The sequence below is a fragment of the Paenibacillus sp. NPDC058367 genome (assembly GCF_042723305.1).
In the GTDB taxonomy this organism is placed as follows: Bacteria; Bacillota; Bacilli; order Paenibacillales; family Paenibacillaceae; genus Paenibacillus_AQ.
The window spans coordinates 663,461-677,244 of the sequence record NZ_JBHXIZ010000001.1 but is presented as its reverse complement, the minus strand read 5'-3'; the positions used below and the strand labels follow the sequence as shown (position 1 = coordinate 677,244).

Sequence of the window (13,784 nt, the reverse complement as noted above, 5' to 3'; positions counted from 1 at the left end):
TGCTAGCCGGGTAGTATGGCAAAAGGAGAGATTTATAGTGAACATCAGCACCCGATTTGCGGTAGCCATTCATATATTAACGTTAATCGACAGTAATAAAGAGGGTAAAAGTACCTCGGAGTGGATAGCTGGTAGTGTGAACACCAACCCTGTAGTTATCCGCCGGCTAACTAGTATGTTGCAAAAAGCAGGACTGGTAACGGCCCGCCCCGGAGTCGCAGGAGCCTCACTTTCACGTAGTAGCGCTGAGATTACACTACTTCAGATTTATAAGGCAGTAAACGCGGTGGAGGAGGATTCGTTGTTCTCGGTTCATGAGCACCCTAACCCGGATTGTCCAGTCGGCAAAAATATAGCCAGCGCCATTGTGCCGGTATTCTCGCTCGCGCAAAAGGCGATGGAGAATGTCCTTCAGGAGGTTACTTTGGAGCAGATTGTGAATGAAATGCCTGAAATATAACCACTCCATATCGCAACGTAGAATGAAGACCACAACATGTGCTAACGTGATTGTGGTCTTTTTTTATTGGAAACATATCAAGAGGCTCCGAATGGCTCGGGTCAGGAGAGTAGTGACTTAAAGAAGGGAAGTAGGGCGTAATCATAGAATCTGTATTTAGAAGGCATAAAACAGATAATACTTCATATAGGGAAACTCTAATATGCTGAAGTGGAAAATGAACGGAGGATTTACAGTGGAACAAATCGCATTAATTTCAGATATTCATGGAAATATCCCGGCTTTGACAGCCGTATTAGAGGATATTAAGCAGCGTGGAATTAGCAGGATATTTTGTCTAGGTGATATTGTTGGTAAAGGACCAAATTCAGATCTAGCCGTTGATATCATTAAGAACAATTGTGAAATCAGTGTTATGGGAAACTGGGATGATTTAATGAATCAGGATGTTGACTTTGAAATGGCCCGGTGGAGTCGGAATTTGTTAGGTAAAGACCGCCTCGCTTATTTAGGTACATTACCGTTCTCGATTGAGTTTATGATGAGTGGTAAGTTTATCCGATTATTTCATGCTTCACCGCGAAGCTACTATGAACGGATTCAGCCTTGGGACGATTATGAGAAGCGGTTATCTATGTTTGGTTGTTCTGATCTCTGCCAGGAGAAGCGACAAGCGGATATCGTAGGTTATGGGGACATTCACAATGCTTTTATACAACATTTAGAAGGGAAGACTTTATTTAATGTTGGCAGTGTGGGGAATCCTCTAGATGTCACTCAGGCATCTTATGTGATTTTGGAGGGGGAGTATGGAGGCCTGACAACAGCATCTTTTAATATACAATTTGTAAGAGTTCCTTATGATATTGAGTTAGCCATTCAACAAGCCATAGATGCAGTTATGCCAGCTACAGAGCCCTATATTCGAGAGCTTAGAACTGCGCAGTATAGAGGGAATGCGCGGGGATAGAAGATGAGCTTTCGAGCGGTAACCTTGATTCGCAACATCAAAAAGTAACGGAGGGAACGAATTGAAGCTTAGTCATGTATTTGAGCAATTCCCTACTTTAGAAACCGAACAACTAACACTGAAAAAAATTGAAGTTAGTAACCTTGAAGAGGTATTTGGAATTTATAGCAATGATCAAGTGTTTGAGTACTGCGGAATTATTCCGAAACATAATAAAGATACAGTAAAGAATATGATCGGACATTTCGAACGTGATTTTAATAAAGGGTTAAGAGTGAAGTGGGGAATTTTCCGTAAAAATAATCCGTACATACTGCTAGGTATCATCGAAGCTATGGATTTTAATCAAAAAGTGGATATGGTCACGATTGGTTATTTTTTGGCGGAGTCTTATTGGGGGAAAGGGATTGCAACTCAGGCCGTTGAAATGGTGAAAAAATATTTATTTGAGACGGCAGAGGTCAATCGAATCCAAGCTGAAGTCATGCCTTTTAATGAGCGGTCCAAGCGGGTCCTTTTGAAAAGTGGCTTTCTGAAAGAGGGGACGTTAAGACAAGCCCATGTATGGTCAGGTAAAGGGCTCATTGATTTGGAGATTTACAGCATTCTTGCAGAGGAATACAGAAAGGGAGAAAACAGATCCTAGTGAAAGTAGGGGAGATTATGGGGACTATCGTGGTAATCGGTGGGGGAGAGCTAATCGATTTAGAAACGCTTGAAATGGATCGTGAAGTTGTGAAGTTAACCCAGAAAGTTAATCCGAAAGCGTTATTTATTCCAACAGCTAGTAGTGATGCACCAGGTTATTGTGATACGTTCAACAAAGTGTACGGCGAGATTCTAGGATGTGAAACAAGTCATTTATTGCTTGTGAGCCAAACCTATACCCATGAAGAAATCGCAGAGTTAATTATATCCGCTGATCTGATTTATGTTGGTGGTGGTAATACCCGAAAGATGCTGGAGATTTGGAAAAATACCGGCGTAGATGCTCTTATAAAAGAAGCGTACAACTCGGGGACTATTTTGGCAGGGCTGAGTGCAGGTTCCATTTGCTGGTTTGAATATGGGCATAGTGACTCTGAAGCGTTCGACGACCAAGGGAACTGGCAGTATATTAAGCTTGAAGCGATGGGGATTCTGCCAGGTATTCATTGTCCGCATTATAATGAGGATATTCGGGTTGAGGATTTTTCGCGTATGGTAAAAGACGGAGGTTTGCTCGGAATCGCAGTGGATAATAACTGTGCCATCATCTACAAGGATAATGAATATAAGGTGATGTCGACAAGAGAAGAATCTAAAGCCTACCGTGTGATGGACTCAGAGCAAGGTGTTGTCGTTACGCAAATCGAAGAACACCCAAGCTACAGACCTCTTTATGAAGTGTACGGTGGAGGTGATCAATGAAGTCTAATCAAATCTCAATTATCGTGGCGAGTCTTATTCTAGGGATTTCATTTATTATTGGATGTTCAATAACTAATGGCGATAAAGAGTTGGAAGTTGATCAAGACCAGACTCCATCCATAGTAACGGCAGATAAGCTTTTGATGGATATTAAAGAGACGGCCTTATACTTAAATCTGACTGAAGATCAAGTGATGAATATTATTAAAACGGAGCATGAGAATTTAAGTAGATCGGGCATTTTTGAAGGGACTATGTTCCCTTATATCAGAGTTGGTAATGAATATCTTTTTAACAAAGACTTATTAACAACATGGGTTTCGGATGCCTCCTTAAATAGGAGGGTTTATCTAAACCGACAAACGAAATAAGGTATTAATCGGATAAGGAAGGTGCTCTCTATTAAACTACTGTTTGTCTGCAGCCAGAATCGCTGGCGGAGTTTAACTGCGGAGAAGATATTTCAAGGAATTGATGGTCATGAAGTGAGATCTGCTGGAACAGAGGATCATGCCAGAATCAAACTTTCTGAAGGACATGTGGGCTGGGCGGATGTTATTTTTGTGATGGAGAAGAAGCATGTTCGAAGAATTCAAGATAAATTCAGAGACGGTGTAATCGGCAAAAGAATAATTTGTTTGAATATATCAGATGATTATAAGTATATGGATGAAGACTTAATTGGACTTCTTGAATCCAGTGTATCTGAATATTTACAGGAATGGCACTCCTAAGGATGAGGTGTTCTTATGAATCATGTTTGGCTGTGAATCAGTCAGCATGATTTTTTTGTTGGTAATTGACAAACATATAGAAGGTAACTATACTAAAGATAGTTAATTTGTAACTGATTAAGTTACAGGAATAGTGGGAGGAAATATAATGACAACTAAAACAACACTTCATCCGGATGTAGAGATTGGTCTGGTACAAATTAGAGTAAGTAATTTAGAGCGTTCGCTCACTTTTTATCAGAACGTGGTGGGGTTAAGTGTCTTGCGGCAATCTGGCCGTGAGGTGGAAATGACTGCTGACGGTCAGAATGTGTTATTGATTCTGCGGGAGATTGAGAATGCAAAGGTTCTTCGTCCGAACTCAGTGGCTGGATTGTATCATTTTGCTATCCTTGTTCCGGATCGTCCTAGCTTGGGACTCGTTGTACGCAATTTGATCGCATCGGGAATTGAAGTGGGTCAGGGAGATCATTTGGTGAGTGAAGCACTGTATATTCAGGACCCGGATAACAACGGAATCGAAATTTATAGAGATCGTCCTAGGGATACATGGAAGTATGATGCGGAAGGGCATGTAATGATGACAACGGACCCAGTGGATGTAGATGGTTTGTTGGCGGCTTCTGAAGGTTTACAATGGAACGGGCTGCCAGCCGGAACGGTGATCGGACATGTACACTTTCATGTGGGTAATTTAACTAAGGCGAAGGAGTTCTACGTTGGTTTGCTTGGTTTTGATCTAGTAGCTAATTATGGCAGTGCGGCAATGTTTATCTCAGCAGGTGGGTATCATCACCACATTGGATTGAATATATGGGCAGGGCAAGGCGCACCTGTGGCACCTGCTGATGCAGTAGGAATTGATTATTTCACCTTACTTCTTCCGAATGAAGAGGAGCGTACGTCTGTAGTGGAGCGTGTTAAGCAGGCGGGTTACACCGTTGTTGAAGAGAATGGAGCCCCTACATTCAAAGATCCATGGAACATTGGAATCAGACTTATAGTGAAAAGTCATACGAAGTAACTAATCACCCAGCGAATTCACCTTTTTCTGGATAGAAAGAACTATCCATTTTTGTCCATTTATTTTATAATATTTGGAAAAAAGATGGGCGGAAGGGTGAAGGTTGTTGGAATCATTCAAAATGGCGTATGTGATCCTTTGTCACAAAAATCCTGAGCAGATCAATATGCTAATCGATAGTTTAACTAATGACTCCGTCGAGTTTTTCCTACATGTCGATCAGAAGAGTGGTATTGAAGGTGATATTACTCATCGTAACGATATTCATTTTGTGAAAGAGCCTATTGATGTAAGGTGGGGACATTACAGTCAGATTGAATGTGTTTTGAAGTGTTTTGCGCTGATCAAAGAACATGGGAAATTCAATTATATACACATCATAAGTGGTCAGGATCTGCCCTTAGCTTCCAACGAAGTTATTCTTGATTTCTTTAAGAAGAATCAGGGGAACGAATTTGTGAAGCATCAGCAATTACCGAATACTTCTGAAACGTGGGGATGTTATGAGCGGGTGTCGGTTTATTATCCTAGATTCCTGATCTCAAGAACCAGGCGTATGGCTGCCATTAGAATGAGGTATATTAAAGCAGTAATGAACGTTCCATTCTTGCATAGAAGGTTGGGTGTTCTGCCAAAATCGCTGTATAAAGGCTCTAACTGGATGTCTATTACAGGTGAATGTATGGAATACATCATGGAGTTTACTTCTACTTCTCCAGAGTATGTTAGATTTTTTAAGAACACATTATGTGGAGATGAAATCTTCTTCCATACGATTATTTTGAATAGTGGGTTTAAGAACAATGTACGGAGTGAAATTAAGAGGTATACAGACTGGGAAACAGGACCGGATTATCCAAGAACACTAACGATAGAAGATTATGACCGGATCACTAGTACGGGTACAGAATGCTTTTGGGGGAGAAAGTTTGATCTCGATATCGACAGAAGCATCGTTCAGGATCTCCTTGATATAAATACTAAAGTAAAAACATCGTAAACATATACAGGAGGAAATAATATGAAAATCGCAGTTGTAGGAGCAAGTGGAAAAGCCGGAAGCCGAATCACTCAGGAAGCGCTAGATAGAGGCCATGAAGTTACAGCCATTGTACGGGATGCATCGAAAGTTGCAAATCGTAAGGCAAAGGTCATCGAAAAGGATGTATTTGCACTTACCGCTGAAGATTTGAAGGGTTTTGATGTTGTTGTGAATGCTTTTGGAGCACCATTTGGACAAGAGCATCTGCATGTGGATGCCGGAAATGTGCTTATTGAAGCATTAAAGGATGCCCCTAATACAAGATTGATTGTAGTTGGAGGTGCGGGAAGTTTATATGTAGATGAAGCTAAGACGCTTAAAGTGGTAGATACCCCTGATTTCCCTGACTTTATCAAGCCAACGGCTACGAATCAAGGGAAGAACCTGGAGATCCTGCAAGGTACAGACTCGCTGTCTTGGACCTTCGTTAGTCCATCCGCTAATTTTGCAATTGGGACAAGAACGGGTTCTTATGTGAAAGGCAAAGATCATCTGCTTGTGAATTCCAAAGGTGAGAGCTATGTCAGCTATGAAGATTATGCGATTGCTATTGTAGATGAAATTGAACAGCCGCAGCATATTCGTGAACGGTTTACAGTTGTTTCGGAATCATAAGTGAGTATAACGAGTAAGGACTATATATAAAAAGAAAGCAGAGCCAGATAAGGGCTCTGCTTTCTTGCATCAGTCTATTCTCTTGCTTCCGCAATTTCAGCAATCCGTTTGTTTGCGTGTCCGCGATAAATTCCGCCATGATAGCAAATGACCGTTTCAATCTCATACTCGGCGAACTTTGTCAGAGAGATTAAAGCTTGCTTCATGTCAGGCGTTGCCGAAGGAGTGGGGCCGTGCAGTTCACCGCCTTGAACGGTAAGAGCATCCGCGGCAATTAGCGTACGGCTATCATGATGGTATAGACTCAGATGTCCAGGGCTATGTCCTGGTGTATGGATAATCGTAATTCCACCGGCAAGAGGCAGTATTTCCCCATCCACTATGGTTTGATCTACTCTTCCTTTAGGGGGATGAGATAACACGGATAGGAAAGCGCGGCGCCATTCCTCTGGTACATGAGGGGGGATCATGGCTTCTGCCGCAGCTAAAGCTTCGGGGGTGTGTTTAAGGAGCATTCGCTCTCCTTCAATATAAGGCTGCTCGATTTCGTGAGCCAGAACTGTCAGTTCTAGACATTCTTCTGACAGTAAATCAGGTAAGCTCCCGATGTGATCTAGATCTTGATGTGTGATGATTACGGTGCGCAGTTGTTCCCAAGGCACATGGGTTTCTTTTAGAGCTTCTTTGAATTTTGGGAGCAGGCCCGGAAATCCAGTGTCTACGAGTACAGCAGAATTTTGATCCCAGAGCAGCGTGGGGTAAATCGTATCACTCCCGCCCATAACCTGTGCTGTAATCTCTAACATTTCTATTCCACTAGCAATATGCATAAGATCCCTCCATGATTGATGATAAGAGCGATGCCGTTAGGCTAATGCATATAATACTTAAAATAAAATGTAATTTCAATAGCGTAATTTATTATTATAACATAAATAAATATTTTTGTCAATATATATCTGGTGTATTTTTTGTGTGATTTCTAGGGGACATTATTGTTGAGAACTTCTATTTCTATATTTTTCCCTTACCCGAAGCTTTACGATATAATAACCAAATAAAAAAGGGAGTTGATGTGGTTTGGAGACTTTTCTAGTTGTACTCGTCCTACTGGGCCTTATCGCAATTTCCAACATCATAAACCGATTTATTCCCTTTGTGCCAATACCGTTAATTCAAATTGGTCTGGGTGTAATGGTTGTGTTAATGCCTTTGGGAATACATATGACATTGGAACCAGAGCTGTTTTTCGTATTGTTTATTGCACCGCTTTTGTTCAATGATGGGAAACGGACGCCAAGAAATGAATTATGGAACTTACGGGGTCCGATATTAATGCTGGCGCTGGGATTGGTTTTTGCTACGGTGCTTATTGCTGGATATTCGATCAACTGGATGATTCCAACGATCCCGCTAGCAGCTGCATTTGCTCTGGCAGCGATCTTGTCACCTACAGATGCGGTCGCGGTCAGCGCAATCGCTGGAAGAGTGCATCTTCCTAAGAGTATTCACCGCATTCTAGAGGGCGAATCATTAATGAATGATGCTTCCGGGCTTGTTGCCTTTAACTTTGCCATTGCTGCAGCAGTTACGGGTATGTTTTCTTTACCGAAAGCCTCCATTAGCTTTGTAATTATAGCTGCAGGTGGGTTGATCGTTGGGGCATTATTGGCTTTTCTTCTGATTCGGCTAAGCGTAATTATTCGCAGACTGGGGATGGAGGATATCACAGTGCATGTGCTGCTGCAAATCCTAACTCCTTTTATTATTTATTTGATCAGTGAAGAGATAGGGGTATCTGGCATTTTGGCAGTGGTTGCAGGGGGAATTATTCATGCGGTTGAGAAGGACCGTGCCGTATCTCCGCAGTATAAGCTACAACTGGTATCCGCTAGTACATGGTCTGTTCTGCTCTATATATTGAATGGCCTGGTCTTTCTTATTCTTGGCTTATCTATTCCAGATGTTATTGAAGTGATCTACCGTGATACGGCCGTGGATAATCTTATAGTTGTAGGTTATGTATTAGCCATTACTTTGCTGCTGTTTGTACTACGGTTTGTATGGGTGTATGTGTTCTCTTTAGTAGGATCTCGTCTGCGGAAAATGGAGAAATCATCTGTTAAGTCACTATTAATCCTCACGATTTCAGGAGTGCGTGGAGCGGTTACCTTAGCCGGTGCGTTCTCGATTCCCTTTTTTCTTGGGGATGGATCGCCATTTCCTGAGCGTGATTTAATCATCTTTATCGCCGCAGGTGTTATTCTAATGTCGCTGCTGATCGCTAGTATCTTTTTGCCAATTCTAGCAGGTAAAGAAGAGCCAGTTGCTGAATCAGGTGAGACAGGAGTCGAGCAGGCGGCCAAGTCTAAAGTTATTGCTGCCGGTTTGACCATGCTGCAAAGTATGATGACAGAAGAAAGTAAGGAATCCGCACAACCGGCTTTGAGTGAATTTAGAGAAAAGGTTTATAGTCTAAACCGTGAGGACCAATCGAATGATCCAGCACTCGAGAACTTCCGCCGACTGGGTGTTGAAGCGAGGATTGTGGGTCTGCAAGCTGAACGTAAAGAACTGAACCGATTGCTAGAGAACAATGAGATTCCCGCCTCAGTGGCTCAGAAGCTGGGAGAATTCTTGGATCATAGTGAGGTCTTTCTAGCCAGAAGTCTAAATTCACAAATCAGAATATCGATTACCGAGATCAGACGACTGTTTGCGGGAATGTTCTCAGGTCAGAATGAAGGGGAAGCTAGCCAACAAATGCTGCAACAGGCTGAGTGTGCTAGAGAAGCGAAAATTGCCATGGCCCATGCTGCTATAGCTGCTATTAATGTCTGTAAGAACGAGAACAACCGAAGTGCAGCTGAGAAGGTTGCATGCAGTTATGAGCAGTTAATTTCTCGTCTGGAGCAAGGGAAAGGCTGGACAAAGGATGGGCTTGTTGATGATCAAAAGCTTGAAATGAAGCTGAAAGCCATTCAAGAGCAGCGGGATAAGGTGCAGCAAATGTATCAGGATGGAACCATTAACCGCAAGCTAGCTGGTAAATTACGCAAGTTCGTAGATCATTTAGAGACATCGATTTGGGAGGATTAGCTGTACTGAACACCACGGCATCTCTTCACACGAGCTTTATTCGCTAGCTATCAGAAAATTTTAGGGGGAATCCAGATCTGAAACTTGCGGAAGCGTTAGTGAAGCGAAGTGATCTAACCCGTAAAATCGCGCAGCTAAAGCAGCGGCTGGAGCGAGTCGTTAAAGTTCAAGAGGGTGAGGAGCCGGCTGAACAACCTGAAGCTCTTTTGCAGGAGTTAGAAAGAGCTGTGAATGAACAGACGATTTTGATCCGAGTGATCAATCGATCGCCGATGCGCTAGCGGAACGGGACAAAATGCTACAGCTACGCAAGCTGCTTAGCGATTTGCTTGAACAGACTTCCATTACTCAGGATCGTTACAGTCGCTCGGAGGTTCGTTTTCAAAGAACGGTAGATGTCGCTCAGATTCAGAAGCAGATGGATGAGTTGAAGTTGGAAAACTGACAGATGCCGGGAACGGGGATATTTTTGCTGTGGTTTAGCTTTTTCATAACATGAAGTGGCTCTATTAGGATAGGTATATTCGTCATATATAATGTGAAAAAATGTCGAATAATGTTGAATTAAATGGATTGAAATTTGCATGAAAGACCTGTTTTGCCTATATTAACGCTTGTTATCCTGTATAATTTACGAATACGCGGATTACTTAACCGCTGTTCAATTCTTAAGTTGATTATTCAGGATGAGCGTGTGATTCACTGGTCTGGAATTCTTGGCCCTTGTCTCCTCTTTCATTCTACTATTCCTTTTTATGAGAGAGAGAAGTGACAAATGACCATGAAATCAATTGCCTGGGTAACCGACAGTACAAGTATCATAGATCCGGAGTTCGCTAAGAATAATCATGTATATATTATTCCGTTACGGATTATTATTAACAACGAATGTTATAAAGAGAATATAGATATTACGATCGATGACTTCTATGAGAAAATGCGCCAGCATGAAAAGGTAGGCAGCTCACAGCCTCCAATCGGTGAGTTTATTGAGCTATACGAACGGTTGAAGGAAGAATACGATGAAATTATTGCTGTACATCTTTCTTCAGAGCTCAGTGGCACTTACAATGCTTCGATGCAAGGCGCCGAAATAGCGGAGGCCAATGTAATTGGAATTGATGCCAAGGTTGGCGCTTATCCAATCCGAGAAATGATCATGCGCGGTATACATTGGCAGAAGAAGGGTCTTTCTGGACTAGAAATTAAAGCGAAGATTGAAAATATTATTGAGAATATGTCCTTTTACTTAATTCCTGCAAGCTTGACACAGCTTCATCGCAGTGGACGTGTTTCTGGATCACAATTTGTACTTAGCCAATTGCTGCGTATAAACTTGCTGCTTCGTTTTGACGAAGGGAAGGTCGTTGTTGTGGAGAAAATCCGTACAATGAAGAAGACGCAACAAGCGCTTTTGGAGATATTTAAACAGGATGTAGGGCTTGTTAGTGATGTATGTATCATGCATTCGAATAATTTAGAGATGGCACTCAAGCTAGAAGAGGACATCAAAGCAATGGCGCCTGACATACGAACTGAGATTATGACCTATATTCCTGCTGTGGCTGTTCATGCGGGTGAGGGTACTGTAGGGCTGTCCTGGATCAAGAACACTAGCATCAATAGTATTCATCCGGGTGCTGCGCCTTTAGTCTTCCCTGAAGCGTTATTTGCATAGAGATGAACAAAGAAATCGCTCCTTGGGAGATGGATGGGTGACCACCATTGTACCAACAGGCGATTTCTTTTTTTTGAAGAAGTATGCTGTTATTTGATTGCACGACGACGGAACATTTGTCCAATTACATCACTTAGCACAAGTCCAGCTGCAATGGCGCCAGAGAGCATTAATGCCCGAACAGCGATTTCAACAGCCAGAGTATAGTCCTCTTCCACAAATTTACGCATAGCATCGTAAGCGAGACCACCCGGAACAAGCGGGATAATACCACCTACACTAAAAATAATAACCGGCATTTTGAAGGATCGCGCAAAAAATTGGCTGACGATGCCCACTATTACACTAGCTGCAAACGTAGCTACCACAGGCCCGAACTCTACATTAAGAAGCACATACACCATCCAGCCCACCATTCCGGCAAAACCACACTGTAGTAGTGAGCGCTTAGGCGCATTAAATAGAATACAGAAGGTTGCCGCGGCGATAAAACTGGTTATAAGTTGCAAAATCATGAAGGGCTAACCTCTTTCACATGGATATTAAAATAGTGATAGTACAAGCCCGATACCTGTACCGATCGCAAATGCAGTTAGAAAGGCATCGGCTCCCTTGGATATGCCTGAGACCAGATGACCGGCCATCAGATCACGAACGGCATTAGTAATGAGTAGTCCGGGTACTAGAGGCATAACGGAGCCGATAATGATTTTGTCCATCTCTTGACCAATCCCCAGCTTTACAGAACAGAAGGCTAGAAGTCCGATCAGGAAGGAAGCAGAAAACTCTGCGAAGAATTTAGTCTGCACTAAACGATGCAGATAAATGACCGCAGCGAAGCCCAGTCCGGAAATCGGCAAGGCGGGGAGAGCATCCCACAAACTGCCTTTAAACATAACGGTGAAGCAAGCACCAGTAAGGGCGGCTGCTAAGATCTGCAGCCATACGGGATAGACAGGTGAGGCTTCATCGACTTCTCCTAATTTTGCACGAGCTTCCTCAGCTGTAATCTGACGTTCGCTTAGACGCCGAGAAATGTCATTGACCTCCGATACCTTCTGCAGATCTGTTGTTCGCTCCGCAATTCTGTATAACTTAACAGGTTCTATTCTATTTGTGGTGAACATAATAACGGTTGGCGTCACATAGCTATGTGCTCCTGGGAACCCGAGGGATCCTGCCATTCGTGTCATCGTATCTTCAACTCTGGATGTTTCTGCACCATTCTGCAGCATGATCTTGCCAGCAAGAAGACAGAGATCAACGATTTCATAATACGTAGTGTTAGTGTTGCTCGTGCTATCCAACTTCTCCGGTCCTCCTCTGGAATGTGATTATCTATGTTTACATATTTCGATTGTCGCTTCATCTACGTGAAAATAACAATCCCAATATAGCATTATAAACGATAAGGTGTGTATTTTAATATAGTTTTTATTTATAGTGTCCGCCGATTTTTCCAGATCTGTCCTTAAGCTGCCCGGCATCTGTAAAAGAAGCTGCTCGCCCAATGATCGTCTCCCCATATTTATTCTTGAGGGCATCGGTCGCACGTTCGAGTTCACGATAGCGAGGGCGAGACTCAAATAGGGTTAGCTGGTACTGGCTTTCGTCAGATAGATTGGACAGGCTTAAATGGATTCTACGCACAGGCTGACCGTCCCAGTGGAGCTTGAAGAGAGAAAGAGCTGCCTCATATACCAGCAAGGTGGCATTCGTAGGATCGCTCATTGTAGTTTGTCTTGAGAAGCCTGTGGGGTCATCAAAGCTGGCACCTTGGCAGCCGATAGACACGACTGCACCATGTACTTTCAATTTGCGGCAACGTCTACATACAAGCTCAGATAGCTCAAGAATGATGGTCTTAATATCTTGCAGCTTATAGTAATCCCTTGGCAGCGTCATTTGGTGCCCGACACTCTTGGGTGCGACTTCATAGGTGCTTGGGCTCACGGGGCTGTCATCGATGCCATTGGCTATCCGCCAATATAGCTCGGCGTCGATATCACATTTTTTGTGAAATTTCTCCCGCATGCGCCATTTCAGCTCGCTTAGCGGCATCTGTGCCAAATGTCCAATTGTCGTAATACCCATGCTTTGGAAATGGGCGGACATGCGGCGACCTACCATGAACAGCTCGCTAATGGGGAGAGGCCAGAGCACATTCGGAAGCTCCTCGTTAGCGAGGGTGAATATACCATCCGCGTTCTTCTTGGCCCACAGGTCGCAAGCCATTTTGGCGGTAACCTTGGAATATCCAATGCCGATGCGCGCACGCACACCTGTGTTTCTACGAATTAGATCCTGAATGGCGGTAGCGATCTCCCTTGGACTGCCAAATAAGCTGAGGCTACCGCTGACATCAATAAACTGTTCATCGATAGAATAGGGCTCTACCTGGTCGCTAAACTTACGTAAAATATCTGTGATTTGAGAGGAGACATCGATATATTGCTGCATATGTGGTCTGACCACGATGACTTCGGGGCATTTTGCCAGCGCTTCCTTCAACGTCTCAGCGGTAGTAATGCCATAGGATTTGGCTATAGGGCAGGCAGCCAGCACAATACCGCTCCGTCTAGCTGGGTCTCCAGCAACGATCAGCGGCTTATTGCTGTACTGCGGATTAGAGGCTTTTTCCACAGAGGCATAGAAGCTTTGGCAATCAGATAGCATAATGACACGCTCTTTATTCATAGGTTCACACGCTCCAGGTGAGGTAGAGATACCTTATATTTTTTCTCCTTATTAT

Annotated in this window: 15 protein-coding genes and 1 pseudogene; 12 read left to right on the top strand and 4 right to left on the bottom strand. The window is 43.2% G+C overall.

Annotation, left to right across the window (positions count from 1 at the left end):
* The first annotated feature begins 37 nt into the window (after positions 1-37).
* From ACFWMP_RS03150 to ACFWMP_RS03110, 9 genes are all read left to right on the top strand, one after another.
* Positions 38-460 carry an Rrf2 family transcriptional regulator gene (locus tag ACFWMP_RS03150; protein WP_042187235.1) on the top strand — a complete coding sequence of 141 codons (423 nt, stop codon included), beginning with the start codon at positions 38-40 and terminating at the stop codon, positions 458-460.
* 235 nt (positions 461-695) lie between these two features.
* Positions 696-1,430 carry a metallophosphoesterase family protein gene (locus ACFWMP_RS03145; RefSeq protein ID WP_379423486.1) on the top strand — a complete coding sequence of 245 codons (735 nt, stop codon included), beginning with the start codon at positions 696-698 and terminating at the stop codon, positions 1,428-1,430.
* A 61-nt stretch (positions 1,431-1,491) separates the two neighbouring features.
* On the top strand, positions 1,492-2,076 hold the full coding sequence (locus tag ACFWMP_RS03140) for a GNAT family N-acetyltransferase (RefSeq protein WP_339247307.1): 585 nt from the start codon (positions 1,492-1,494) through the stop codon (positions 2,074-2,076).
* Positions 2,077-2,093: 17 nt separating this feature from the next.
* Positions 2,094-2,840, top strand: coding sequence for a Type 1 glutamine amidotransferase-like domain-containing protein (locus ACFWMP_RS03135; RefSeq protein ID WP_379421901.1), 747 nt, complete (start codon positions 2,094-2,096; stop codon positions 2,838-2,840).
* Complete coding sequence (locus ACFWMP_RS03130) at positions 2,837-3,211, top strand: hypothetical protein (RefSeq protein WP_076282983.1); 375 nt, start codon at positions 2,837-2,839, stop codon at positions 3,209-3,211. Before ACFWMP_RS03135 ends, ACFWMP_RS03130 begins: the two co-directional genes overlap by 4 nt.
* 30 nt (positions 3,212-3,241) lie before the next feature.
* Positions 3,242-3,574, top strand: coding sequence for a low molecular weight protein tyrosine phosphatase family protein (locus ACFWMP_RS03125; protein WP_179086694.1), 333 nt, complete (start codon positions 3,242-3,244; stop codon positions 3,572-3,574).
* A 148-nt stretch (positions 3,575-3,722) separates the two neighbouring features.
* Positions 3,723-4,598 carry a VOC family protein gene (locus ACFWMP_RS03120; protein WP_076282982.1) on the top strand — a complete coding sequence of 292 codons (876 nt, stop codon included), beginning with the start codon at positions 3,723-3,725 and terminating at the stop codon, positions 4,596-4,598.
* Positions 4,599-4,704: 106 nt separating this feature from the next.
* Positions 4,705-5,598: a beta-1,6-N-acetylglucosaminyltransferase gene (locus tag ACFWMP_RS03115; RefSeq protein WP_156113098.1), complete on the top strand. Its 894-nt coding sequence runs from the start codon at positions 4,705-4,707 to the stop codon at positions 5,596-5,598.
* 21 nt (positions 5,599-5,619) lie between these two features.
* Positions 5,620-6,255: an NAD(P)-dependent oxidoreductase gene (locus tag ACFWMP_RS03110; protein ID WP_042187246.1), complete on the top strand. Its 636-nt coding sequence runs from the start codon at positions 5,620-5,622 to the stop codon at positions 6,253-6,255.
* Positions 6,256-6,329: 74 nt separating this feature from the next.
* Here ACFWMP_RS03110 and ACFWMP_RS03105 read toward each other — a convergent pair whose 3' ends face one another.
* Positions 6,330-7,085, bottom strand: coding sequence for an MBL fold metallo-hydrolase (locus ACFWMP_RS03105; RefSeq protein WP_339247317.1), 756 nt, complete (start codon positions 7,083-7,085; stop codon positions 6,330-6,332).
* 250 nt (positions 7,086-7,335) lie between these two features.
* Between ACFWMP_RS03105 and ACFWMP_RS03100 the strand changes: the two genes are divergently transcribed.
* The 3 genes and pseudogenes from ACFWMP_RS03100 to ACFWMP_RS03090 all read left to right on the top strand — a co-directional run bounded on the left by ACFWMP_RS03100 (position 7,336) and on the right by ACFWMP_RS03090 (position 11,032).
* A complete protein-coding gene (locus ACFWMP_RS03100; RefSeq protein WP_379421898.1) occupies positions 7,336-9,354 on the top strand; it encodes a Na+/H+ antiporter in 2,019 nt (672 codons plus the stop codon).
* Between the two features lie 77 nt (positions 9,355-9,431).
* Positions 9,432-9,799, top strand: a pseudogene (locus tag ACFWMP_RS03095) (DIP1984 family protein).
* Between the two features lie 330 nt (positions 9,800-10,129).
* On the top strand, positions 10,130-11,032 hold the full coding sequence (locus ACFWMP_RS03090) for a DegV family protein (RefSeq protein WP_331281430.1): 903 nt from the start codon (positions 10,130-10,132) through the stop codon (positions 11,030-11,032).
* An 89-nt stretch (positions 11,033-11,121) separates the two neighbouring features.
* Here the strand turns inward: ACFWMP_RS03090 and ACFWMP_RS03085 are convergent, their stop codons facing one another.
* The 3 genes from ACFWMP_RS03085 to ACFWMP_RS03075 all read right to left on the bottom strand — a co-directional run bounded on the left by ACFWMP_RS03085 (position 11,122) and on the right by ACFWMP_RS03075 (position 13,729).
* Complete coding sequence (locus tag ACFWMP_RS03085) at positions 11,122-11,547, bottom strand: threonine/serine exporter family protein (protein ID WP_042126727.1); 426 nt, start codon at positions 11,545-11,547, stop codon at positions 11,122-11,124.
* Positions 11,548-11,574: 27 nt separating this feature from the next.
* On the bottom strand, positions 11,575-12,339 hold the full coding sequence (locus tag ACFWMP_RS03080) for a threonine/serine exporter family protein (protein WP_042187254.1): 765 nt from the start codon (positions 12,337-12,339) through the stop codon (positions 11,575-11,577).
* 127 nt (positions 12,340-12,466) lie between these two features.
* Complete coding sequence (locus tag ACFWMP_RS03075; protein ID WP_076299479.1) at positions 12,467-13,729, bottom strand: DNA polymerase IV; 1,263 nt, start codon at positions 13,727-13,729, stop codon at positions 12,467-12,469.
* Positions 13,730-13,784: the final 55 nt, after the last annotated feature.

Excerpts from the sequence above, each read along its gene's own strand:
- ACFWMP_RS03090 (WP_331281430.1), top strand. The coding sequence starts at position 10,130 with ATGACCATGAAATCAATTGCCTGGGTAACCGACAGTACAAGTATCATA.
- ACFWMP_RS03135 (WP_379421901.1), top strand. The coding sequence starts at position 2,094 with ATGGGGACTATCGTGGTAATCGGTGGGGGAGAGCTAATCGATTTAGAA.
- ACFWMP_RS03130 (WP_076282983.1), top strand. The coding sequence starts at position 2,837 with ATGAAGTCTAATCAAATCTCAATTATCGTGGCGAGTCTTATTCTAGGG.
- ACFWMP_RS03105 (WP_339247317.1), bottom strand. The coding sequence starts at position 7,085 with ATGCATATTGCTAGTGGAATAGAAATGTTAGAGATTACAGCACAGGTT.
- ACFWMP_RS03110 (WP_042187246.1), top strand. The coding sequence starts at position 5,620 with ATGAAAATCGCAGTTGTAGGAGCAAGTGGAAAAGCCGGAAGCCGAATC.
- ACFWMP_RS03120 (WP_076282982.1), top strand. The coding sequence starts at position 3,723 with ATGACAACTAAAACAACACTTCATCCGGATGTAGAGATTGGTCTGGTA.
- ACFWMP_RS03075 (WP_076299479.1), bottom strand. The coding sequence starts at position 13,729 with ATGAATAAAGAGCGTGTCATTATGCTATCTGATTGCCAAAGCTTCTAT.
- ACFWMP_RS03085 (WP_042126727.1), bottom strand. The coding sequence starts at position 11,547 with ATGATTTTGCAACTTATAACCAGTTTTATCGCCGCGGCAACCTTCTGT.